Source organism: Polaromonas hydrogenivorans, from assembly GCF_040105105.1.
GTDB classification, from domain to species: Bacteria; Pseudomonadota; Gammaproteobacteria; order Burkholderiales; family Burkholderiaceae_C; genus Polaromonas; species Polaromonas hydrogenivorans.
In genome coordinates, this window is record NZ_CP157675.1 from 1,736,263 (window position 1) to 1,758,047 (window position 21,785).

The 21,785-nt window shown below is 63.1% G+C and carries 20 protein-coding genes; 8 read left to right on the forward strand and 12 right to left on the reverse strand.

What is annotated here, in order from left to right; genetic code table 11:
• Nucleotides 1–29 precede the first annotated feature (29 nt).
• Nucleotides 30–599, forward strand: coding sequence for a YggT family protein (locus tag ABLV49_RS08185; protein ID WP_349281112.1), 570 nt, complete (start codon nt 30–32; stop codon nt 597–599).
• On the opposite strand, the gene ABLV49_RS08190 is transcribed toward ABLV49_RS08185, so the two are convergent.
• Nucleotides 596–2,149 carry an NAD(P)H-hydrate dehydratase gene (locus ABLV49_RS08190; RefSeq protein ID WP_349281113.1) on the reverse strand — a complete coding sequence of 518 codons (1,554 nt, stop codon included), beginning with the start codon at nt 2,147–2,149 and terminating at the stop codon, nt 596–598. The two genes, ABLV49_RS08185 and ABLV49_RS08190, sit on opposite strands and share 4 nt — an antisense overlap.
• A 576-nt stretch (nt 2,150–2,725) precedes the next feature.
• Between ABLV49_RS08190 and thiD the strand changes: the two genes are divergently transcribed.
• Nucleotides 2,726–3,583, forward strand: a complete 858-nt coding sequence (gene thiD, locus ABLV49_RS08195) for a bifunctional hydroxymethylpyrimidine kinase/phosphomethylpyrimidine kinase (RefSeq protein ID WP_349281114.1) — start codon at nt 2,726–2,728, stop codon at nt 3,581–3,583.
• On the opposite strand, the gene ABLV49_RS08200 is transcribed toward thiD, so the two are convergent.
• From ABLV49_RS08200 to ABLV49_RS08240, 9 genes are all read right to left on the reverse strand, one after another.
• Complete coding sequence (locus ABLV49_RS08200; RefSeq protein WP_349281115.1) at nt 3,567–4,871, reverse strand: purine-cytosine permease family protein; 1,305 nt, start codon at nt 4,869–4,871, stop codon at nt 3,567–3,569. The two genes, thiD and ABLV49_RS08200, sit on opposite strands and share 17 nt — an antisense overlap.
• A gap of 74 nt (nt 4,872–4,945) precedes the next feature.
• Nucleotides 4,946–6,046: an NAD(P)/FAD-dependent oxidoreductase gene (locus tag ABLV49_RS08205; RefSeq protein ID WP_349281116.1), complete on the reverse strand. Its 1,101-nt coding sequence runs from the start codon at nt 6,044–6,046 to the stop codon at nt 4,946–4,948.
• Nucleotides 6,047–6,123: 77 nt separating this feature from the next.
• Nucleotides 6,124–6,453, reverse strand: coding sequence for a ferredoxin FdxA (gene fdxA, locus ABLV49_RS08210; protein WP_349281117.1), 330 nt, complete (start codon nt 6,451–6,453; stop codon nt 6,124–6,126).
• A 171-nt stretch (nt 6,454–6,624) separates the two neighbouring features.
• Nucleotides 6,625–7,938 carry a sulfate adenylyltransferase subunit 1 gene (locus tag ABLV49_RS08215; protein ID WP_349281118.1) on the reverse strand — a complete coding sequence of 438 codons (1,314 nt, stop codon included), beginning with the start codon at nt 7,936–7,938 and terminating at the stop codon, nt 6,625–6,627.
• Nucleotides 7,938–8,864, reverse strand: coding sequence for a sulfate adenylyltransferase subunit CysD (gene cysD / locus ABLV49_RS08220; protein ID WP_432280022.1), 927 nt, complete (start codon nt 8,862–8,864; stop codon nt 7,938–7,940). The genes ABLV49_RS08215 and cysD overlap by 1 nt, the downstream gene beginning before the upstream one ends.
• A gap of 23 nt (nt 8,865–8,887) precedes the next feature.
• Complete coding sequence (locus ABLV49_RS08225; protein ID WP_349281120.1) at nt 8,888–9,682, reverse strand: phosphoadenylyl-sulfate reductase; 795 nt, start codon at nt 9,680–9,682, stop codon at nt 8,888–8,890.
• 11 nt (nt 9,683–9,693) lie between these two features.
• Nucleotides 9,694–10,095, reverse strand: a complete 402-nt coding sequence (locus ABLV49_RS08230) for a DUF934 domain-containing protein (protein ID WP_349281121.1) — start codon at nt 10,093–10,095, stop codon at nt 9,694–9,696.
• A gap of 38 nt (nt 10,096–10,133) precedes the next feature.
• Complete coding sequence (locus tag ABLV49_RS08235; RefSeq protein WP_349281122.1) at nt 10,134–11,942, reverse strand: nitrite/sulfite reductase; 1,809 nt, start codon at nt 11,940–11,942, stop codon at nt 10,134–10,136.
• A gap of 90 nt (nt 11,943–12,032) precedes the next feature.
• Nucleotides 12,033–12,824 (reverse strand): sulfite exporter TauE/SafE family protein, encoded by a 792-nt coding sequence (locus ABLV49_RS08240; RefSeq protein ID WP_349281123.1) that lies wholly within the window; start codon nt 12,822–12,824, stop codon nt 12,033–12,035.
• Nucleotides 12,825–13,056: 232 nt separating this feature from the next.
• On the opposite strand from ABLV49_RS08240, the gene ABLV49_RS08245 reads away from it, so the two are divergent.
• The gene (locus tag ABLV49_RS08245; RefSeq protein WP_349281124.1) at nt 13,057–14,292 is read left to right on the forward strand and encodes an ABC transporter substrate-binding protein; all 1,236 of its coding nucleotides are present in this window, start codon (nt 13,057–13,059) and stop codon (nt 14,290–14,292) included.
• 69 nt (nt 14,293–14,361) lie between these two features.
• Here ABLV49_RS08245 and mnmC read toward each other — a convergent pair whose 3' ends face one another.
• Nucleotides 14,362–16,275 carry an FAD-dependent 5-carboxymethylaminomethyl-2-thiouridine(34) oxidoreductase MnmC gene (mnmC, locus tag ABLV49_RS08250; protein ID WP_349281125.1) on the reverse strand — a complete coding sequence of 638 codons (1,914 nt, stop codon included), beginning with the start codon at nt 16,273–16,275 and terminating at the stop codon, nt 14,362–14,364.
• A 9-nt stretch (nt 16,276–16,284) separates the two neighbouring features.
• Complete coding sequence (locus ABLV49_RS08255; protein WP_011801808.1) at nt 16,285–16,566, reverse strand: oxidative damage protection protein; 282 nt, start codon at nt 16,564–16,566, stop codon at nt 16,285–16,287.
• A 145-nt stretch (nt 16,567–16,711) separates the two neighbouring features.
• On the opposite strand from ABLV49_RS08255, the gene ABLV49_RS08260 reads away from it, so the two are divergent.
• The 5 genes from ABLV49_RS08260 to ssuD all read left to right on the forward strand — a co-directional run bounded on the left by ABLV49_RS08260 (nt 16,712) and on the right by ssuD (nt 21,780).
• A complete protein-coding gene (locus ABLV49_RS08260; RefSeq protein ID WP_349281126.1) occupies nt 16,712–17,743 on the forward strand; it encodes a sulfate ABC transporter substrate-binding protein in 1,032 nt (343 codons plus the stop codon).
• A 48-nt stretch (nt 17,744–17,791) separates the two neighbouring features.
• Nucleotides 17,792–18,391 (forward strand): NADPH-dependent FMN reductase, encoded by a 600-nt coding sequence (gene ssuE, locus ABLV49_RS08265; RefSeq protein ID WP_349281127.1) that lies wholly within the window; start codon nt 17,792–17,794, stop codon nt 18,389–18,391.
• Between the two features lie 124 nt (nt 18,392–18,515).
• Nucleotides 18,516–19,535 carry a sulfonate ABC transporter substrate-binding protein gene (locus tag ABLV49_RS08270; RefSeq protein WP_349281128.1) on the forward strand — a complete coding sequence of 340 codons (1,020 nt, stop codon included), beginning with the start codon at nt 18,516–18,518 and terminating at the stop codon, nt 19,533–19,535.
• A gap of 21 nt (nt 19,536–19,556) precedes the next feature.
• On the forward strand, nt 19,557–20,597 hold the full coding sequence (locus ABLV49_RS08275; RefSeq protein ID WP_349281129.1) for a sulfonate ABC transporter substrate-binding protein: 1,041 nt from the start codon (nt 19,557–19,559) through the stop codon (nt 20,595–20,597).
• A gap of 19 nt (nt 20,598–20,616) precedes the next feature.
• Nucleotides 20,617–21,780, forward strand: coding sequence for an FMNH2-dependent alkanesulfonate monooxygenase (gene ssuD / locus ABLV49_RS08280; protein WP_349281130.1), 1,164 nt, complete (start codon nt 20,617–20,619; stop codon nt 21,778–21,780).
• Nucleotides 21,781–21,785: the final 5 nt, after the last annotated feature.

A 21,785-nucleotide genomic window follows, 5' to 3' on the forward strand; every position in this document is an offset into this window, starting at 1 on the left:
TCTTCCATGTTCAGACACGCCGGGAATTTATGCTGATCCGGATTTTGGCTTTTTTGCTGGAGACGGCATTTTTCATCCTGATTGCAGCGGCGCTGCTGCGCGCCTGGATGAACTGGCTGCGGGTCAGCATGGTCGGGCAGCCGGGCCGCTTTGTCATGGCCCTGACCGACTGGCTGGTCAAACCGCTGCGACGCTCCCTGCCCAAGTCACTGGGCCAGTCACGCGTGGACTGGGCCAGTGTGCTTGCAGCCGCATTGATGGCGTTGGCCTACGCGCTGCTGTGGTGGCTGCTGTTCGGGCTGTTGCTGGGTGCAGCGGCCGGCGGCACGGATTTCGGAGTGGCAGCGGTGTTCACAATGCTGTTTTTTGCCGTGAAGATGCTGCTTCGGGTCGCGCTGCAAACCCTGTTCATGCTGGTGCTGGGTTATGCCATCTTGTCCTGGGTCCAGCCCGGCTCAAGTGTTTACGGCCTGCTGGCCCGCCTGACCGAGCCCATGCTGACACCGTTGCGGCGCGTGATTCCAGCCATTGGCGGCGTCGATCTGTCGGCGCTGGTGCTGCTGCTGGTGCTTCAGATCGGCATGATGGTTTTGCTCTAGCCCGTTTGCGATTGGGCCAGGGCCGATGCGGTCAAGGCCTGGCCCGGCCTGTCACTGGCCCAGGTATCGGCCCCGTGGCCGTGGGCAAACACCGCGCTGCGGGCCGCTTCGACAGCATTCATTCCTCTGGCCAGGCAGGCGCCCAGCATGCCTGCCAGCACGTCGCCGGTGCCTGCGGTGGCCAGCAGGGCATTGCCGGTGTTGTTGACCAGGGTCGCCTGACCTGGTGTGGCGATGACGGTTCCTGAACCCTTGAGCACCACCACACACTGAAACCGCTCGGCCAGTTGCCGGGCTGCGCTTAACCTGTCGGCCTGGACGGCCACGGCCGTGATGCCCATCAGACGGGCGGCTTCCAGCGGGTGGGGCGTCAATACCGTGCTGTAGCCGCGACCTTGCCTGGCTTTGAGCTGGGTTTGCAGCTGCGGGTCCATGGCAATTGCATTCAGTGCATCGGCATCCAGCACGGCCCGCCTGGCCGTTGACAGCACCTTTGCGAGGACAGTCTTGACCGATTCACCGCCGCCACAGCCACACACCACAACCTGGTGCGCCATGTCCACGGCGTCAGGCGAGCGGAACATGAGTTCAGGCTGTTCCGGATCGACCTTCATGCCGGGCGCATTGCCCAGCAAGGCGACAAACACCCGGCCCGCGCCTGCGTGCAATGCAGCGCTGGCGGCCAGCAAGGCCGCTCCGGTCATCTGCGTGGCGGCGGTCGATTCACCGCCCAGCACGGCGACATCGCCAAAACTGCCTTTGTGACTGGCGTGCGCGGCGCTGGTGCGTACCGGCAGGCTGGCACGGTCTGCACCCAGCAGCCAGGCGCAAGGTTCGGCTGCAAGCACGCTGTCGGCCGGACTGACCCCAAGGTCATCAAACCATACTTCACCCGCGCAGTCCCGACCGCTGGCGGTAAAGAGTCCTGGCTTCAAACTCAATAAACTCAAGGTAAATAGGCCTTTTTCGCTTATTGGGTGGGTATTAGCTGCTATTGATTTAATAGTGCTTTTGAAAGTCGTGACGCCGGTGTCGGCATTTAGGCCGGTCGGAATATCGACTGCCAGCCGCAGCGCCGCGCTGGCATGCATTGTTTCCAGCCATTGCTGCATCAAGGCGCTCGCCGGCCGGCTTGGGTCGAGCGTGGCACCGATGCCGAGCAGCGCATCAATGCACAGGTCGAAGCCGGGCGGCGGTTCGCTGGCCATCGGAACGCCGGCAGCCAGTGCCCGCTGGCGCGAGGCTTGGGCATCCGGCGGCGATTCGGATTTGCCGGACGGCAAGCCGGTCCAGGTCATAACGACCTTCTTTCCCCACTGGTGCAGATGCAGCGCGGCCTCGAAGCCATCGCCGCCGTTGTTGCCGGGTCCGCAGGCAATCCAGATGCATTGAGCATGCGGAGCCAGCGCCAGCGCCAGGCGCGCCACCGAAAGGCCTGCCCGTTGCATCAGCGTGTGCGCGGGCAGGGCGCTTGCCGCCTGCTGCTCGATCAGGCGAATAGCGGCAACGTCATACAGCGGATGACTGAGAGTGCTGGAAATTTTTTGCATCGGATCATTGTGAAGGTTTGCCGGTATTTCCGTTCACGAGCAGCCGTCAGGCATCCGAAAAGACGTAAAAAGTTCACCCTGAAAAGCACGTAAACCCTTGATCCGTCTGGGGGAATTTACTGATTTTTGAGCAACAATTCCAAAACTTGCTTGTCTTACATTGCCTAGCTCCTTGAACACATTTTGTACAAGGCTCAAGAGCGCCAATTTTCGGAGGCAAGGTCAGTTGCCGTCCTAAGTTTTGTCGGCTGCTCGGTTGAGTTCATGGACAATGTGCTCAAAAGCAGCCATGCTGCCCGTGGATTACCTGGGCGTGAGTCCCACTTTGCCACGCTTACCAAGACCGATACAAAGAATCTCTGGGCGTTGACGGGCTAATCATGGGGTGAGCCTCTACTTCTTTGCCCTTGGTCGCCATTGGCGGAATTCATGTGGCAAGTGCATGCGACATGTAGCGTGCAGGTGCTGACAGTCTTGTGACCGTGAGCGCGTTTTTGCCCGGCAGGCGATCCGCATGCCTGCTGCTACCTTGAGAGTTTTGTGTGATGAATAGTCGAGAGTCCGGAAACAGAAAAAATGACGAATGAAACTTTTGAATATTCCCATGCGTTCGAATATCCGCGTGTATTGTCCATCGCAGGTTCGGACAGTGGTGGCGGTGCCGGCATTCAGGCCGACCTGAAAACCTTTGCGGCTTTGGGCTGCTATGGCATGACCGCCATTACCGCCCTGACCGCCCAAAACACGCTGGGCGTGCGGGCCATTCATGGGGTTCCACCGCAGATGCTTCGCGACCAGATCGATGCGGTGATTGAAGATATCGGTACGCATGCGGTCAAGATTGGCATGCTGCACGCACCGGAGACCGTGCTGACCGTGGCCGAGGCCATCGACCGTCACGCGTTGCAAAAAGTGGTGCTTGACCCGGTGATGGTCGCCACGAGCGGTGCCGTGCTGATTGACAACCCGGCTGTCCAGATCCTGGTGCGCGAGTTGTTTCCGCGCGCGCTGGTGGTGACGCCCAATCTGGACGAAGCTTCATTGCTGGTCGGAAGGCCTTTGTGCAGCGAAGCTGATATGGAGGCGGCAGCGCGAGAACTGCTGGCCATGGGCGCCCATGCAGTATTGCTCAAAGGCGGTCATTTGCCGGGTGATCTGGTTTGTGATTTGCTGCTCACGAAAAACGGCGCGGCGCACTGGATGCGTGCGCCGCGTATCGACACGGCCAATACCCATGGCACGGGCTGCACTTTGTCTTCAGCCATTGCGGCGCACCTGGCGCTGGGCGCAACTTTGCTGGAGTCGGTAGAGGCGGCGCGGACCTATGTGCGTGCCGCGCTGGTGGCCGGCTCAACAGTGCGCACGGGCGCAGGCAGCGGGCCGCTGAATCACAGCCATGCACCGCTCGCCATGCAGCTCAAGCCGCTGCGCTGACCTCCGGGCTGTTCAACAACTTGCGGGTGAACCGTGCCAGCACAAAAGTGACTGCCAGCGTCGGCAGCGCTGCACCCCAACTGGGCGCCAGTTGCGCGCACAGGTGATAGCAGGCTACGCCCAGCAGCCAGATGGCCACCGCGCTGATGTTGACCTTGCGTTCCGTCACCAGCGATACCACGTTCGCCTGTCCGGCCAGGCGCGCCAGAATGACGCCGTAGAGCGGAACAAATACCGAACTGAGCATCAATAAAAACGGCTCCAGGCTGTGCATCGGCAGCACCAGCGCCAAGGCCGTGCACAGCACGGCCAGCGCCATTCCCCAGCGGCGAACGCTCCAGCCGGGTTTCAGGCTGTGCCCAGCCACTGAACCCGAGTAAAGGTCGCCGTAAGCGTTGTCAACCTCGTCAATCAGGATCAGTCCAAGTGCGATCAGTCCGCCTTGCGCCAGCAGCAGCGCGGCAACCAGGTCGGTGCTGGGTGTCGTCAGCGCAACCAGAAGGCCGAGGGCATAGCACCAGAGATTGGCCACCGCGTAGCCCAGCCATGTGCCCCGCAAGGCGCTGTTCCCGTGGCGGCCATGACGGGCAAAGTCAGCTACCAGCGGCAGCCAGGACACAGGCATCGCGATCACCAGATCCAGCGCCGACAGGGTGCTCATGCTGCCGTCGCCGGCGCGATGCCACACTCCCTCAAGCCCTTGGGCGCTGGCTTTGGAAAGAAACTGCCAGCTCAGCCATAGCAGCGAGGCAATGACCAGCGGCAAGCCATAGCGGCCAATGAATTTGCGCACCAGCCTGACCATGGAGCCGGACAGCAGGGCCAGTAGCACGGCGCCCCAGAGCAAGGTTGTCAGTACGGGCCACAAGGAAGCCGAAAAACTGCCGGATTGCCGTGCGATGGCCATCGTGCCGTCGCGCATCACGACCAGCTCGAAGGTCGTCCAGCCGATAAGTTGCACGATGTTGAGCAGCACCGGCAAGCGCGCAAAGCTGCTGCCATAGGTCGCGTGCATCAGACCAGCGCTCGACAAGCCGCTGTCGCAGCCAATCTTGGCGGTCCAGGCCAGCAAGCCTGCGCCCAGTATCGAGCCACAGATGATCACTGTCAGCGCGGCCTGGGTTCCGAGCGCTGGGACGAGGTACGCACCGATCTGCATCACGAGCAGGCCCACGCCCAGGCTGAGCCAGAGCGCTGCATGGTCGCGCCAGCCGAACAGGCGTTCGCCCGCAGGCAAAGGTGTCAGTGCGGTATTGCCGCCCGCAGAAGAAAGGGGAGTGGAGGCCATCAGCAGTTCCGTTTGTCAATGGCAGGTCGGCTTGCTGAATACCCGGGCCGAACGCAGGGTATCGCTAACGCCTGTCAGTCAAAAACCGGCGACTCCACACCCAGCACCTTGTGCAGCTTGGGGCTGGTGGTGGTGTATTGCAGATGAATCTTCTTGTCCGGGAAGATGAAGGGCGCAGCACCAAATGCGGCCAGCGCGCATTCATGAAAGCCGCTCAGGATCAGCTTTTTCTTGCCCGGGTAGGTGTTGATGTCGCCCACCGCAAAAATGCCGGGAATGTTGGTGGAGAACTTTTCGGTGTCCACCTTGATCTGCTTGCGCTCGATGTCCAGGCCCCAGTGGGCAATCGGTCCGAGCTTGGGCGACAGGCCAAAGAACACCAGCATGACATCGAGCGGCACCACGCGGGTGATGCCGTCGGCACCTGTGACCTTGGCCGCAGTCAGCTTGCCTTCTTTTTCGTCGTAACCCGTGACCTGGCCGACGATGAACTGCATCTCGTAGGCATCGCAAAGTTCCTTCATTTTGGCGACGTTCGCAGGCGCAGCCTTGAAGCCGTCGCGGCGATGAATCAGGATCACGCTTTCAGCCTTGTTCGGGCCTTCGGCGACAAAGTTCAATGCCCAGTCGAGTGCCGAATCGCCGCCGCCGACGATCACCAGGTTTTTTCCGGCAAAGTCAGCCGGATTCTTGACCCGGTAAAACAGCTGGCTGTTGTCAAACTTGTCCAGGCCATCGACCCGCAGCAGCTTGGGCTGGAAAGCGCCCACGCCGGCAGCAATGAAAATCGTCTTGGTCAGGAACTTCGTACCCTTGGAGGTTTCAACAAAGAAGCGGCCGTCTTCCTGCTTTTCCAGCACGCTGACTTCCTGGCCCAGATGAAAGGTCGGGCCAAACGGCTCGATCTGCTTCATCAGGTTGTCGGTCAGTTCCTTGCCGGTGCAGACCGGAATCGCAGGAATGTCATAGATGGGCTTGTCAGGATACAGCTCAATGGGCTGGCCGCCGGGGTAGGCCAGCGAGTCGATGATGTGCGCCTTGATTTCCAGCAGGCCGAGTTCAAACACCTGGAACAGGCCGACAGGGCCGGCGCCGACGATGACAGCATCGGTTTCGATGGGGCCGTCGTGCAGCGCTGCGGTGTTGATCACTTCTTGGTTCAGTTGAGGTTCCATGATTTCTTGACTTGGATTTTTAAACGGCTCTGGGATCAGCTCGGGGTTGGCGGCGCCCATGTCCATGATGAGCCGGGTCAGCGCACCAGTTCGGACAGCTTGTTGGTCTTGTCTTTCCATTCGTCGGCGTCGGGCAAGGCTTCCTTGCGCTTGGTGATGCTCTTCCAGCCCGGCGCGCTGGTCAGGTCGGCATTGATCTTGATGAAATGCAGCTGATCCGACGGCAAGTCTTCCTCGGCGTAGATGGCGTTAACCGGGCATTCGGGAATGCACACGGCGCAGTCGATGCACTCGTCCGGGTCAATCACCAGCATGTTTGGACCTTCGCGGAAGCAGTCCACGGGACAAACGTCCACACAATCGGTGTATTTGCAGCGGATGCAGGAATCGGAAACGACGTGTGTCATGGTGTTGTTGGCTAATCGGTGAAAACCCTGAATTTTAAGGCAATGCCTGGCGAGTCCGGTTGATCAAGCGCATACCTTTGAAAATCAACGGATTTCGCAGGCGGAGCTTCAAGTAAACCGGACTTTTTCAGTGCTGGCCTAAAGCAGGGTTGAAAGTTTTAAAAAAGTGCTTTACAGCACCAGCGCGGCGCCAGAAGTCTTGTGCGAGGCGGTATCGACCAGCACCAGCGAGCCCAGAATGCGCGAGCGCAGATAAGGCAGCGTGACTAGCGGTTCCTGAAAGCTCAGCTCGACATGGCCGATGGCGTTGGGCGGCAGTTCGCTGGCGTCTTCCTCGGCCAGGGTGTTGACATCGAGCTTGTGGACGATGCGCCTGACCTTCGCCTTGACCCAGCGATGGCCCTGCAAGGCCCAATAGACACGGCCGGCGACCAGCGGCTCGTCATCCATCCAGGCCATCGTGACAGCGACTTCGCGCGAAGGCGTGAAGGTATCGGGCGCCAGCAGCCAGTCGCCGCGCGAGACATCGACTTCGCGGTCGAGCACGATGCCCGCGCTGTGTCCGGCCGGGATGGCCTTGGGCTGGCGGATATGGTCGAGCACTTGCGCCACGACGGCGGTCTGGCCGCTCGGCAGAACGGTCACGGTCTGGCCGGGCTGCACATTGCCCGTGGCGACGCGGCCCCAGAACACGCGCCGGCCCTGCGAGGTGTCGGACGAAGACGAGAACTTCTCGACCCACTGCACCGGAAAGGAAAAGGCTTCGGCGGTTTCGGCCGGCGTGCCCGGCAGGGTTTCCAGCAGGTCGAGCAGCGACAGGCCTTCGTAGCCGCACCAGCCGGGCTTGCCATCGACCACGTTGAAGCCCTTGAGGGCGGATACTGGCACCGTGGCGCGGACCGGAATCTTGGCGGCTTCGGCAAATTTCGCCAGCGCGCCGCTGATGTTCTGGAAGGCCAGGGTGGCGTCTTCGACCGCGTCGAGCTTGTTCACCGCGAACACGATGGACGGCACGCGCAGCAGGTTGACCAGCAGCGAATGGCGGCGGGTTTGCTGCAGCAGTTCCATGTCCGGGTTTTGCCAGTCGAGCTTGGTGGCATCGACCAGCACCACGGCGGCGTCGGCGCTGGAGGCGGCGGTGACCATGTTGCGGGTGTATTGCTCGTGGCCGGGCGCATCGCCGATGATGAACTTGCGGTGTTCGGTGGCGAAGTAGCGGTAGGCCACGTCAATCGTGATGCCCTGTTCGCGCTCGGCCGACAGGCCGTCGGTCAGCAGCGCCAGGTCGGTTTCACCGGCCCGCTGTACGCCCGCCAAGTGATCGACCAGCACTGCCTTGCTGTCCACCAGCAGGCGGCCGATCAAGGTGCTCTTGCCGTCATCGACCGAGCCGCAGGTGATGAATTTCAGCGCGGATCTCAGGTCATTTTGGCCATTTGCGCTTGCTGTGTCTGCGCTTGCAGCTATCAAATCCATAGTAGTCATCAGAAGTACCCGTCTTTCTTTCGCTTTTCCATCGAAGCGTCTGAGGTTTTGTCGTCCATGCGCGTGGCGCCGCGTTCGCTGACATCGGCGGCCAGCGTTTCAATCACGATTTCGGCGGCGGTGGCGGCCGTGCTGTCCACCGGGCAGGTGCAGGTGATGTCGCCGACGGTGCGAAAGCGCACGGTTTTTTCAATCACTTCCTCGCCATCGCGTGCCGGGGTCAATTCGGTGACCGGCACCAAAAGGCCCTTGCGCTCGACGATCTTGCGCTGGTGCGCGTAGTAGAGCGACGGCAGTTCGATGTGTTCGCGCTCGATGTACTGCCACACGTCGAGTTCGGTCCAGTTGGAAATCGGGAACACGCGGAAGTGTTCGCCGGGCTGCAGCCGGGTGTTGAACAGCGTCCAGAGTTCGGGCCGCTGGGCCTTGGGCTGCCACTGGCCGAAGCTGTCGCGGTGCGAGAAGATGCGCTCCTTGGCCCGGGCTTTTTCCTCGTCGCGGCGGGCGCCGCCGATCAGCGCGTCGAAGCGGAATTCGTCAATCGCCTCCAGCAGCGTGACCGACTGGTGCACATTGCGCGACTCGCCCGGATGGGCCAGGCGCACCGTGCCGCGCTTCATCGAATCCTCGACATTGCGAACGATCAGCTCGGCGCCGAGTTCCTTGGCGCGCGAGTCGCGGAAATCGGTGACTTCGTGGAAATTGTGGCCGGTGTCGATCATCAACAGCGGAAAGGGAATGCGGCCAATGCCAAACGCCTTCTCGGCGCACTTGAGCATCACCAGCGAGTCCTTGCCGCCCGAAAACAGCAGGGTCGGGCGTTCGAAGGCGGCGGCGACTTCGCGCAGGATGAAGATGGTTTCTTCCTCCAGCGCATCGAGGTGGGAATTGCTCAGCTTGGCCAGCAAGTCGGGTTCATGATTCATGGGGTTCACATCTAAGCGGGCGTTCATGCTTGTATTTCTCGGATAGGGATGATGCTGGACAGCGGTTCGAACGCGGCGGGTTCCTGCGCTTCATGGGTGCCGTCGGCGGCCACATGCAGGCCGCATTCCTTGGCGCTTTCGTTTTCCCACCACCAGCGGCCGGAGCGGAAATCCTCGCCCAGCGTCACGGCGCGGGTGCAGGGCGCGCAGCCGATGCTGGGGAAGAACTGGTCGTGCAGCGGGTTGTAGGGAATGGCGTTGACGGAAATGTAGTGCCAGATGTCGCCCTGGGTCCATTCGACCAGCGGGTTGACCTTGGCGCGCTCGGGCTGCTGCTCGATGTCATGCACTTCGGCACGGGCGGCGGACTGCTCGCGGCGCAGGCCGGTCAGCCAGCCTTTCTTGCCGGCCAGCGCGCGCTCCAGCGGCTCCATCTTGCGGATGTGGCAGCACTGCTTGCGCAAGGCCAGGCTTTTGTACATGGCTTGCGAGCCGTTTTCTTCGACAAAGGCCGAGGCTGCGTCGGCGTCGGGGTGGTACACATCGATCTTGAACGGGTAGCGTTCCTCGATGCGCTTGACCAGCGCGACGGTCTCAAGGTGCAGCATGCCGGTGTCGAGCACGAAGATGCTGGCGCTCGCGTTGTCAAGGCCCGCTTCGTGCATCAGGTGGGTGATGACCATGTCTTCGCAGCCCAGGCTGGACGCCTGCGTCAGCGGCGAATACTCGGTGGCGGCGGTCTTGATCAGCGCCAGGCTGTGCGCGAGTTTTTGCGCAAAGTCGGGCGACGGCTTGGCGTAGAGGGAAATGGCGCTCATGCTTTTTCCTTTCAAACGGGGGTGGCGGCGGTGATGAAATGGGGCTGGATGTCCACCGCATCGCCCTGGTATTTGCCGACGCCGTAGCCGGGGTAGGCGGCCAGCACGCGCTGGGCAATGGCCATGTCCTGGTCGGCGCGCAGCACGGCCACGTCAAAACCGCTGCGCTCCATCTGCGCCAGCTGGTCCACCAGCACGTCGCCGGTGGCGCGAATCTCGCCCTTGAAGCCCAAGCGGCGGCGCAGCAAGAATGCCTGGCTGAACGCCCGGCCATCGGTGAATTTCGGGAAATTCAGGTTGATGCGCTCCACGCCTTCAAGCGACAGCTGCTGCGGGTCTGCATCGTTCGCCAGTTCAACAACATTTTGGCCTTTTGCGCTTGCTGCATCTGCGTTGTAAGCTATTAATTTCATAGTGATTCTCTGCGTGATCAGTTCAACAATACGGCGCTTCAGGCGGCGCTGGCTTCGGCTGGCTCAGTGCGGCTGGCGCTGAAGCGCGCGCCGTTGGCGGCCGCCTTGAACGGCTCGGCCCCGACGCGGCGCAGCGTGGCGATGAAGGTCTCGCGGCCTTCGCGCTGCTGGCGGTAGGTAGCGAGCACGGCTTCAATCACGTCAGGCACTTCAGCCGCCGAGAACGAAGGTCCGACCGCCTTGCCGGCCATGGCCGCGCCCGACAGGTTCGAGCCGTCCGAGCCGCCCAGCGACACCTGGTACCACTCCTTGCCGTCCTTATCGACGCCCAGGATGCCGATGTGGCCGCTGTGGTGGTGGCCGCAGGAGTTGATGCAGCCGCTGATGTGCAGGTCGATCTCGCCGATGTCGTGCAGCTCGTCCAGATCCTGATAACGCTCGGTGATGGCTTCGGCAATCGGCAGCGACCGCGCATTGGCCAGCGAGCAGAAGTCGCCGCCGGGGCAGGCGATCATGTCGGTCAGCAAATGGATGTTGGCCTTGGCAAAGCCGGCCTGGCTGGCCGCGCGCCACAGCGCGGGCAGCGCGTCGGCATGCACCCAGGGCAGCAGCAGGTTTTGTTCATGGCTGACGCGCACTTCGCCGGCGCTGAAGCGCTCGGCCAGGTCGGCGGCGATGTCCAACTGGTCGGCGGTCGCGTCGCCGGGCGCTTGCCCCAGGCGCTTGAACGACAGGCTGACCGCGCGCAGCTCGGGGTTCTGGTGCGGCGCCACGTTTTGCTGCAGCCAGCGGCTGAAGGCGGGCTGCTCTTCGGCGCTGATGGCTTCGGCATCCGCGGGCGCGCCGTTGAGCGTGGGCGCCACGAAGCAGGCCGCCACGCGGTCGTACTCGGCCTGCGTGATGGTGTGCGGGCCGCCGTCATGCTCGATGATCTGCTGGTATTCGGCCTCGACATCGTCGATGTATTTCTGGCCTTCGGCTTTCACCAGAATCTTGATGCGCGCCTTGTAGATGTTGTCGCGCCGGCCGTAGCGGTTATAGACGCGCACGATGGCTTCGAGGTAATTCATGATCTGGTCCCACGCCAGGAACTCGCGGATCACCGTGCCGATGATCGGCGTGCGGCCCATGCCGCCGCCGACCAGCACCTTGAAGCCCAGCTCGCCGGCTTCATTGCGCAGCAGTTGCAGGCCTACGTCGTGCCAGCCGATGGCGGCGCGGTCTTCCTGGGCGCCGCTGATGGCGATCTTGAACTTGCGCGGCAAGAAGGCGAACTCGGGGTGCAGCGTGCTCCACTGGCGCATGATCTCGCCGAACGGGCGCGGGTCGGCGATCTCGTCCACCGCAATGCCGGCGCGCTCGTCGCTGGTGATGTTGCGGATGCAGTTGCCGCTGGTCTGGATGCCGTGCATGTCCACGCTGGCGAGCAGGTCCATCACGTCGGCCGACTTGTCGAGCGGAATCCAGTTGTACTGCACGTTCTGGCGGGTGGTGAAGTGGGCATAGCCCTTGGTCAGGTGCGTGTGCGCCGACTGGCCGTTCTTCAGCAGCACCGGGCCGAGCTTGTCCTGCGTGGCCTGCGCGCCTGCGATCAGCGCCGCATCGGGCTGGTCGTAGTCGCGGGCGATGGTCGCCAGCACGCGCAGCTGGGCGCTGGAGAGTTCGCCGTAGGGCACGGCCACGCGCAGCATGGGCGCGTAGCGCTGCACATACCAGCCGTTTTGCAGGCGCAGCGGGCGAAACTCGTCTTCAGGCAACTGCCCGGCCTGCCAGCGCGTGAGCTGGTCACGGTACTGGTCGGCGCGGGCTTTGACGAACTGGCGGTCAAATTCTGTGTATTGGTACATGGCTGTCAGGTATCGAACGTGTCTATCGACTTGGGTTTTAGTTAAATTTCGCGGCCGGCCAGTGTAATTCCGTGCGTTAACCGCTTGCGGCTAGATGGAAATAAGCTTCATGCCGGCATAGGCCAGCAGCAGCGACAGCAGTGAGCGGATCACGCGGTCGGATGTTCTGCGCATCAGGTGCGAACCGATCCAGATGCCCGGCAGCGAGCCGGCCAGCAGCTTGGCAAGCAAAGGCCAGTCCACCGAACCAATGGACGCATGGCCCAGTCCGGCCACCAGTGTCAGCGGAACCGCATGGGCAATGTCGGCGGCCACGATGCGCGGCAGGGGCAGGGCGGGGTAGAGCAGCATCAGCACGATCACGCCGATGGCGCCGGCGCCCACCGAGGTCAGCGTGACCAGCGTGCCGATGACCGCGCCAAACACAATCGGCAAGGCCCAGTGGCGCGCCTGCGTGGCATGGGCAATCAGCTCAGGGGCGATGTGCGTGGGCGGCGCCTTGCCGCGCAAGACCTTGTAGAAGGTGGCGGTGGCCGTCAGCAGCAGCGCCAGGCCCAGCGTCGTGGTCATGATCGCCTGGGTCGCCGGATTGGCGGGGCCAAGGTGCTGCAGCAGGTACAAGGTGGCCAGTGCGGCCGGAATGCTGCCCATGGCCGTCTGTCCGACGATTTTCCAGTCCACCACTTTCGCGCGCGCCAGGCTGATCGTGCCGCCCATCTTGGTGAAGGCGGCAAACAGCAGGTCGGTGCCGATGGCCAGGTGCGGCTTGACGCCGAACACGAAGATCAGCAGCGGCGTCATCAGCGAGCCGCCGCCAACGCCGGTCAGGCCGACCACGAGACCGACAACGAAGCCGGCAAATATAAAAGCAAAATCATGCATAAGGGCGAAAATGTAATGGCCTTGCTTATGGATGCAAACTACAGTTTTGTTCTTCCTTTATGCGAATAAGCATATTCACCAGTCCGCATGCGGGTTTGCAGCGGTTTTTGGCCTCAGGCTGGATAAGCCGGGCCGTCATTTCAGGCATGGTGGCGAACGCCAGCGGCAGGTCCGCTGTACAGTCTCTTTTTTTCAGGAAGGCGGCTTGCGTGGCGGCCCATCCGATGGCCGAATGGCCTTGCTTTTGGAGAACACCTTGAAATTTACAAAACCTGTCCTGTTGGGCGGTGTGTTGCTGGCGACGGCCATGTTCGCGCAGTCGGCCTCGAACAAGCCCATCAAGATCGGGGAAATCAACAGCTATTCGACGATGCCGCAGTTCACCCAGCCTTACCGCCAGGGCTGGCAACTGGCCGTCGAGGAAATCAACCAGGCCGGCGGCCTGCTGGGCCGCAAGGTCGAGGTGATTGCCCGCGACGACGCCGGCAAGCCCGAGGAAGCCCTGCGCCACGCCATCGAACTCACCTCGCGCGAAAAGGTCGATGTGCTGGCCGGCGGCTATCTGTCCAACGTCGGCCTGGCCCTGGCCGACCATGCCCAGAAAAACAGACGGCTCTACATCGCCAGCGAGCCGCTGACCGACGCCATCGTCTGGGACAAGGGCAACCGCTACACCTTCCGCCTGCGCCCGAGCACCTACATGCAGGCCGCCATGCTGGTCGAGGAGGCCGCGAAAATGCCCGCCAAACGCTGGGCGACGATTGCGCCCAACTACGAATACGGCCAGAGCGCGGTGGCCAGCTTCAGGGAATTGCTCAAGGCCAGGCGGCCCGACGTGGAGTTTGTCGGCGAACAGTGGCCCGCCCTGGGCAAGCTCGAAGCCGGAACCGCCTTGCAAGCCACGATGCAAAGCAAGCCCGACGCGATTTTCAACGTGACCTTTGGCGCCGACCTGGCCAAGCTGGTGCGGGAAGGCAACCAGCGCGGCATTTTCCCCAGGGTGCCGGTAGTCTCGATGCTGTCGGGCGAGCCTGAATACCTCGATGTGCTGAAGGACGAAACGCCCAGGGGCTGGATCGTGACCGGCTACCCGTGGGACCAGATTGACTCCAGCGAACACGCCAGCTTTGCCGCCAACTACTACCGCCGCTTCAAGGAATACCCCAAGGTCGGTTCGGTGGTCGGCTATTCGACCATGCAGGCGATTTTTGCCGGCATCAAAAAGGCCAACTCGACGGACAACGAAAAGCTGGTCGTCGCGCTGCGCGGCCTGAAATTCACCACGCCCTTCGGCCCGGCCGAGTTCCGCGCCATCGACCAGCAATCGACCATGGGCGCCTACGTCGGCAAGCTCGATATGCGCGGCAACAAGGGAACGATGGTGAACTGGCGCTACGCCGACGGCAAGGCGTATTTGCCGAGTGATGCCTATGTCAAGGCGCGCCGCCCGGCTGATGCCATGAAGTGATTTTGCTATTGATTCAATAGCTGCTTGCGCAATAAGGACGTGCGCAAAAGGCCTATTTGACTTGAATTTTCAGCTGCCGGACGGCTGCAAACGCGTGGCGTACTGCGGCAGCAGCGCATCGGCCTGGCGCAGCTCAACTGGCAGGGGCTCGCCGTGCAGCCGGGCGGCCAGCAGTTCGCCGCACAGGGCGGCAAATGTCAGGCCGCGTGATCCCATGCCGCTGCAAACCCACACATCGGGCGCATTTTCCAGCGGACCGAGTGCAGGCAGCCGGCTCGGCGTGGCGCAGCGAACGCCGGTCCAGCCCCGGACCTGGCCGCTTTCAAATTGAGCCGCCAGCGCCTGCGCGGCAACAGGCAGCAGGGTTTTCAGCTTGCCGAAATTGTGCTGTTCGTCTTCGGGCCGGAGCTGGGGGCTGGTGTTGTCCCGCTCAAAGCTGGAGCCGGTGACCCAGGCCAGGCCCTGCTCAAGCGGGACTCGCGGAACCAGGCTGCCGTGGCCGTTGACCGGAAAAGCCGGCATGGCTTGTTCGGTGTCCGGCGCATGCAGGCCCCACGAGGCCTGGCCGCGAATGGCCTGCAGCGCCAGCGGGCGGCCAGCTTGGGGGCTGGCGATCTCGCTCAGCGCCCGGCTGCCATGACCGGCCGCCAGCACCACCAGCTCGGCGCTGGCCAGTTCGTTCCCGGCGGCATCCAGCGCCTGCCACGCGCCGGCTTGCCGGACCAACTGGCTGACCGCCGCGTTGCCGTGCCAGCTCACGCCGGGGCTGGACAGCCAGGCCTGGACCAGGCGCGCAGGCTTGATCCAGCCTGCCTGCACATGCCACAGCGCCGGAGTCTCTGGCGAGAGGCCGCAGTGTTCGAGTTGTTCGGACGTGGCCGGGCGCGTCCAGTCGCCTGCGGCACCGGCCAGAGCCTGTCCAGGATGCCACGCGGCGGGCAACTGGCGCGCATGCTCCACGCAATGCTCCAGCACGCCGGTTTGGCTCCAGTCGATATTCGTTTGCAGCAGCGCATCGGCCTGCTGCAGCATCGCCCGGATGCCGCTGCGCGACAGGCGCGACAGCAGGCTGTCGTCGGGCGATACATGCGGCGCCAGCACGCCGGCAGGCAAGCCCGACGCGCCGGCGGCAGGCGTGCTGGCGGCGTCGAGCACCGTCACCTGCCAGCCGCGCCGCGCCAGGCTGGCCGCCACGGCGGCACCCGCCAGCCCGGCGCCAATCACGATGCAACGCGCCGGGGCTTTTCGTTCTGGCGTGATGCGGGATTTCTTGACTTCCCACGCGGGCTGGTATTCGCCCTGCAGGTTGTCGCGCTTGGGCGGCGTGCCGGGGACTTTCTTCACCACGAAGCCGCATTGCGCCAGCGCATCGCGCACGCTGCGCGCAATCGTCCAAGTGGCTATTCGGGTGCCGCGACGGCAGCAGCGCGCCACGGCCTTGAAGGTATGCACATCCCAGATGTCGGGGTTGCGCTGCGGGCTGAAGCCGTCGAGATAGAGCGAATCGGCTTCAAATGAGGGTTCGCGCAGCATCGCCTTGGTATCGCCAATGCACAGCGTCAACAGCACCCGGCCATCTTCAAACACCAGCCGGTGAACGCCGGGCAACAGGCCCCAGAGCTGGCGTTTCAATTGTTCCGCGAAAGGGATCAGTTCGGGATGCGTGCGGGCGCTGCGCAGCACGTCGTCGGCGCTGGCCGGATACGCCTCGGTCGAGACGAAATGCAGCAGGCGAGGGCGCAGCGGGTCGGCTTTCCAGGCGGCCCAGGTGACCAAAAAATTCAGCCCCAGGCCAAAACCGGTTTCCAGCACGCACCATTGCGGCTGGCCGCGCCAGGCGTCGGGCAGGCCGCAGCCCTTGAGGAAAACTTCACGGGCCTGTTCCAGCCCGCCGAGTTCGCTGCGGTAGCGGTCGCCAAAGCGCGGGCTGTAGGGGCTGCCGCCCGCCGTGCCGTCTTCCAGCCATTCAATGCGCTCTGACATCCGCTGCGCTCAGGCGCCGGGAGGCGTGGGCGGAACGTAGCCCTGCACCGCATCAGCGCCGTCGCCGAAGAAATGCTTTTCCATCTGCCGCGCCAGGTACTGGCGGGCGCGGGCGTCGGCCAGGTTGAGCCGGTTTTCATTGACCAGCATGGTTTGCTGCTTCATCCAGTCGGCCCAGGCCTGTTTGCTGACTTCTTCCCAGATGCGCTTGCCCAGCGCGCCGGGATAGGGAGGGAAATCAAGGCCTTCGGCTTCGCGGCCGAGTTTGATGCAATTGACGAGACGTGCCATGGGAAGCGTTCTTTCGTGTTTTAAAAAGTCTAAAGATGTTTTTCGAATAAAGAACTAAGTTTTTATTCGTTTTGTTTTTCATCGGCGGCTTCCAGAATCCATTTTGTTCGCATTCAGATGCGTTTTTGGAAATTAGGAGCCAGTCATGAATTCACGTCGTTACTTTATCAATCTTTCTGGCCGCGCCGCATTGGCTGTGGCTTTGGCCGGATCGGTGCTGTCCAGTCACGCCCAGCAGCCGCCCGTCACGCTGCTCAACGTGTCCTACGACCCGACCCGCGAACTCTACGTGGACTACAACGCGGCCTTCACCAAATACTGGAAGGCCAAGGCCGGCCAGGACGTGACGATCAAGCAGTCGCACGGCGGCTCGGGCAAGCAGGCGCGCTCGGTGATCGACGGCATCGACGCCGATGTGGTCACGCTGGCGCTGGCCGGCGATGTCGATGCGCTGGTCAAGAACGGCGGGCTGATTCCGAAGGACTGGCAAAAACGCCTGCCGCACAACTCGGCCCCCTACACCTCGACCATCGTGTTCCTGGTGCGCAAGGGCAACCCCAAAGGCATCAAGGACTGGGACGACCTGGCCAAGCCCGGCGTGGCGGTGATCACGCCCAACCCCAAGACCTCCGGCGGCGCGCGCTGGAACTACCTGGCCGCCTGGGAATTCGCCAAGCGCAAGAACGGCGGCAGCGACGCCAAGGCGAAAGAATTTGTCGGCCAGCTCTACAAGAACGTGCCGGTGCTGGACACCGGCGCGCGGGGTTCGACCATCACCTTCGTGCAGCGCAACGTCGGCGACGTGCTGCTGGCCTGGGAAAACGAAGCCTTTTTGGCGCTCAAAGAGTTTGGCGCCGACAAGTTCCAGGTCGTCGTGCCGTCGATCAGCATCCTGGCCGAGCCCACGGTGACGCTGGTGGACAAAAACGTCGATAAGAAGGGCACCCGCGCCGTGGCGACCGCCTACCTCGACTACCTGTATTCCGACGAAGGCCAGGACATTGCCGGGCGCAACTACTACCGCCCGACCGGCGAAAAGGCCAAGGCCAAGTATGCCAGCCAGTTCCCCAAGCTGACGCTGTTCACGATTGACCAGGGCTTTGGCGGCTGGACCCAGGCCGACAAGAACCACTTCGCCGACGGCGCCTCGTTCGACCAGATTTACACGCAGAAGTAAACAGTCCATCCCAAGCCATTTCATGGAACAAAAAGAGAGAACGCCAAGATGTCCGTATCGCCCACCGTACTGCTGATTGCAGGCAGCCCGTCCGACCCTTCGCGTTCTGCCGCGCTGCTCGATGCGGTCAGCCTTCGGCTGGCGCTTCGGGGAGAGTTGAAGGTCGAGCGCCTGAACATCCGCGAGTTGCCCGCCGAGGCGCTGCTGCTGGCCGAGTGGGGCCATCCGGCGATTGTCAAGGCGCTGGCGCAGGTGCAGCGGGCGCGCGCCATCGTCGTGGCGACGCCGGTTTACAAGGCAGCCTACAGCGGCGTGCTCAAGGTGTTCCTGGACCTGCTGCCGCAAACCGCGCTGAAGGACAAGACCGTGCTGCCGCTGGCCACGGGCGGCAGTCCGCACCACATGCTGGCGCTCGACTATGCCTTGCGGCCGGTGCTGCAGTCGCTCTCGGCGCGGCACATCCTGCCCGGCGTGTACGCCACCGATGCGCAGATTCCGCGCTCGACTGAGGGCATCTATGCGCCCGCCGCCGAGATTTCGACCCGGCTCGACGAGGCCGTTGCCACGCTGCTGGCCGAGGGCTTTCGATTGCCGCCGCCGACGCGCTTTGATCCGGTGCTGTTTTCCCAGGTGCGATGTAGCGTCTGACGCCGCCGGCCCTTTCGGCTCCGCCTGAACTCCAGATTTTGAAAACCGCCATGCAGGCGGGTGGCAGCGCTTTGCCTGCCCGCAGGCAAAAGACCCCCCAAAAAATAATTAAAGGCTCAAGAACATGACTTCATCCATCACCGCCCCGCCTGATCTGGCACCGCCGCAGCCGATTCGGCAAAGCCTGCGCGACCTGCTCGCCAGTGTCCTGCTGGTCGCTACCCTGGCACTGGCCACCAGCCTTTTGGCGCTGCCGAAAGCGCACGCCGAGGACAAGGTCGAACTGCGCATCGGCTACCAGAAATCGGCCAGCCTGTTCGTGCTGCAAAAAGCCCAGGGCACGCTGGAAAAACGCCTGGTGCCGCTGCATGCCTCGGTCAAATGGGTGGAGTTTCCGGCCGGCCCGCAACTGCTTGAAGGCCTGAACCTGGGCTCTGTCGATGTCGGCTACGTGGGCGAGGCGCCGCCGATTTTCGCGCAGGCCGCCGGCGCCAAGTTCGCCTACATCGGCTACGACCCGGCCGCGCCTGAAGCCGAAGCCCTCCTGGTGCCCAAAACTTCCGCCATCAAGTCCGTGGCTGAGCTGAAAGGCAAAAAAGTTGCTTTGAACAAGGGCAGCAACGTGCATTACCTGCTGGTCAAACTGCTGGAGAAAAACGGCCTCAAGCTCAGCGATGTTCAGCCGATCTACCTGGCGCCTGCCGACGCGCGGGCGGCCTTTGAAAGCGGCAGCGTCGATGCCTGGGTGATCTGGGATCCGTTTGCCGCAGCCGCTGAAAAAGCCATAGGCGCCCGGGTGCTGGCCAACGGCAAGGGCGTGGTCAACAACTATGCCTACTACCTGGCCGAACGCAATTTCGCCGCCAAAAACCCCAAGGTCATCCAGGCGCTGTTTGACGACTCGGTGGAGCGGGGCGCCTGGCTCAAGGCCAATGTGCGCAAGGCGGCCGAACAAATCGCACCGCTGCAGGGCCTGCCGGTCGAGGTTGTCGAACTCAGCCTGCACCGCTATGAATTCAATGTCAGGCCGGTTCCCGACAGCGTGATTGCCGACCAGCAAAAGCTGGCCGACACCTTCTTTGACCTCAAGCTGATTCCCAAAGCCATTGCGGTGCGTGACGCCGCCTACAAGGCCGCGCCCTGAGCGCCCTGAAAGGAAACCTTCATGTACAAGCTAACACCGTTTCAGCTGCGCCGGCGCTTTCTCGCCATTGCTGGCACCACCGCCGCCTGGTGGGGCCTGGGAGTCAAGCATGCCGGCGCGCAGCCAGCGCCCGCCAAGGCTGAAAAAGCCGCCGAACCCTTGCAGCAACTCAGGATTGGCTACCAGAAATCCGCCGTCAACCTGGTCATCCTGAAGCAGCAGGCCGTGCTCGAAAAGCGCTTTCCCGCGACCAAGATCACCTGGGCCGAATTTCCGGCCGGCCCGCAGTTGCTCGAAGCCCTGTCGGTCGGCAGCCTGGAGTTTGGCCTGACGGGCGATTCGCCGCCGGTGTTCGCGCAAGCCGCCGGCAAGGATCTGGTGTACGTGGCGGCCGAGCCGCCCAAGCCCGACAGTTCGGCGATTCTGGTGCTGGGCGACTCGCCGATCCAGACGCTGCCCGACCTCAAGGGCAAGAAAATCGCCCTGCAAAAAGGCTCCAGCGCGCATTACCTCTTGGTGCGCGCGGTCGAGAAGGCCGGTTTGAAGTGGAGCGACATCCAGCCCATCTACCTGGCGCCGGCCGATGCGCGCGCCGCGTTTGAACGCAAGAGCGTCGATGCCTGGGTGATCTGGGATCCGTTTTACGCCGCCATCGAACTCGACATCAAGCCGCGCGTGCTGGCCACCGGCCGTGCGCTGTCGAGCAACAACTCGTTCTACCTGGCGTCGCGCTCCTTTGCGACACAGAACGGACAGGCGCTGGCGGTGCTGCTGGAAGCGCTGACGCGCGCCGACACCTTCGCCCAGACCCACCGCAAGGACGCCATCAAGCTGATCGCCGATTTCAGCGGCCTGGATGCCGGCATCGTCAGCCTGTTCATCCAGCGCCGCCCGGCATCGCCCGTCGGGCCGCTAAGCGCCGACACGGTCGCCGACCAGCAACGCGTGGCCGATGCCTTTTTCAAGCTGGGCCTGATTCCCCGGCCCGTGCGGGTCGCGGAAATCGTCTGGCACGCCGATTCGGCCCGACTGGCCCAGCTCAACCCGATCAACCGCAAATAAGACATCAAGGAACATGGCAATGCAAGTTTTCTGGTTCATTCCCACCCACGGCGACAGCCGCTACCTCGGCACCGGCGAGGGCGCCCGCGAGGTCAGCCACGACTACCTGAAGCAGGTGGCCATTGCTGCCGACACGCAGGGCTATGACGGTGTGCTGATTCCCACCGGCCGCTCCTGCGAAGACCCGTGGGTCGTGGCTTCCAGCCTGATTTCTGCCACCAAGAACCTCAAGTTCCTGGTCGCCGTGCGTCCGGGGCTGCACCAGCCCAGCCTGGCCGCGCGCATGGCCGCGACCTTTGACCGGCTCTCGGGCGGGCGTTTGCTGATCAATCTGGTGACCGGCGGCGACCAGGCCGAGCTGGAAGGCGACGGCGTATCCCTCAACCATGCCGAGCGCTACGAGCAGTCGGCCGAGTTCATCCGCATCTGGCGCGAGATCATTGCGCGTAGCCATACCGGGGAAAGCTTTGACTACGAAGGCAAGCACCTGAGCGTCAAGGGCGCCAAGCTCCTGTATCCGCCGGTGCAAAAGCCCTATCCGCCGGTGTATTTCGGCGGCTCGTCGCCCGCCGCCCACGACCTGGCCGCCGAGCAGGTCGATGCTTATCTGACCTGGGGCGAGCCGCCCGCCGAAGTTGCCAAGAAAATTGCCGATGTACGCGCCCGCGCCGCGAAGTTCGGCCGCACGGTCAAGTTCGGCATTCGCCTGCACGTCATCGTGCGTGAAACCGACGACGAAGCCTGGCGCGCCGCCGAAAGCCTGATCAGCCGGCTCGACGACGACACGGTGATCCGGGCGCAGGCGGCGTTTTCGCGCATGGACTCGGAAGGCCAGCGCCGCATGGCCGCGCTGCATGCGGGCGGCAAGAAACGTACGCGCGCCGATCTGGAGATCAGCCCCAACCTGTGGGCCGGCGTGGGGCTGGTGCGCGGCGGTGCCGGCACGGCGCTGGTGGGCGATGCCAAAACGGTGGCCGCACGGATTGAGGAATATGCCGCGCTGGGCATAGACACCTTTGTGTTCTCGGGCTATCCGCACCTCGAAGAGGCCTACCGCTTTGCCGAACTGGTGTTTCCGCTGCTGCCGCGCAAGCTGCGCCAGAAGCTGCCGGGCACGGGGCTGACCGGCCCGTTTGGCGAAGTCGTGGCCAACAACTACCTGCCGCGCGTGTCGCAAAGCTAAGCGCA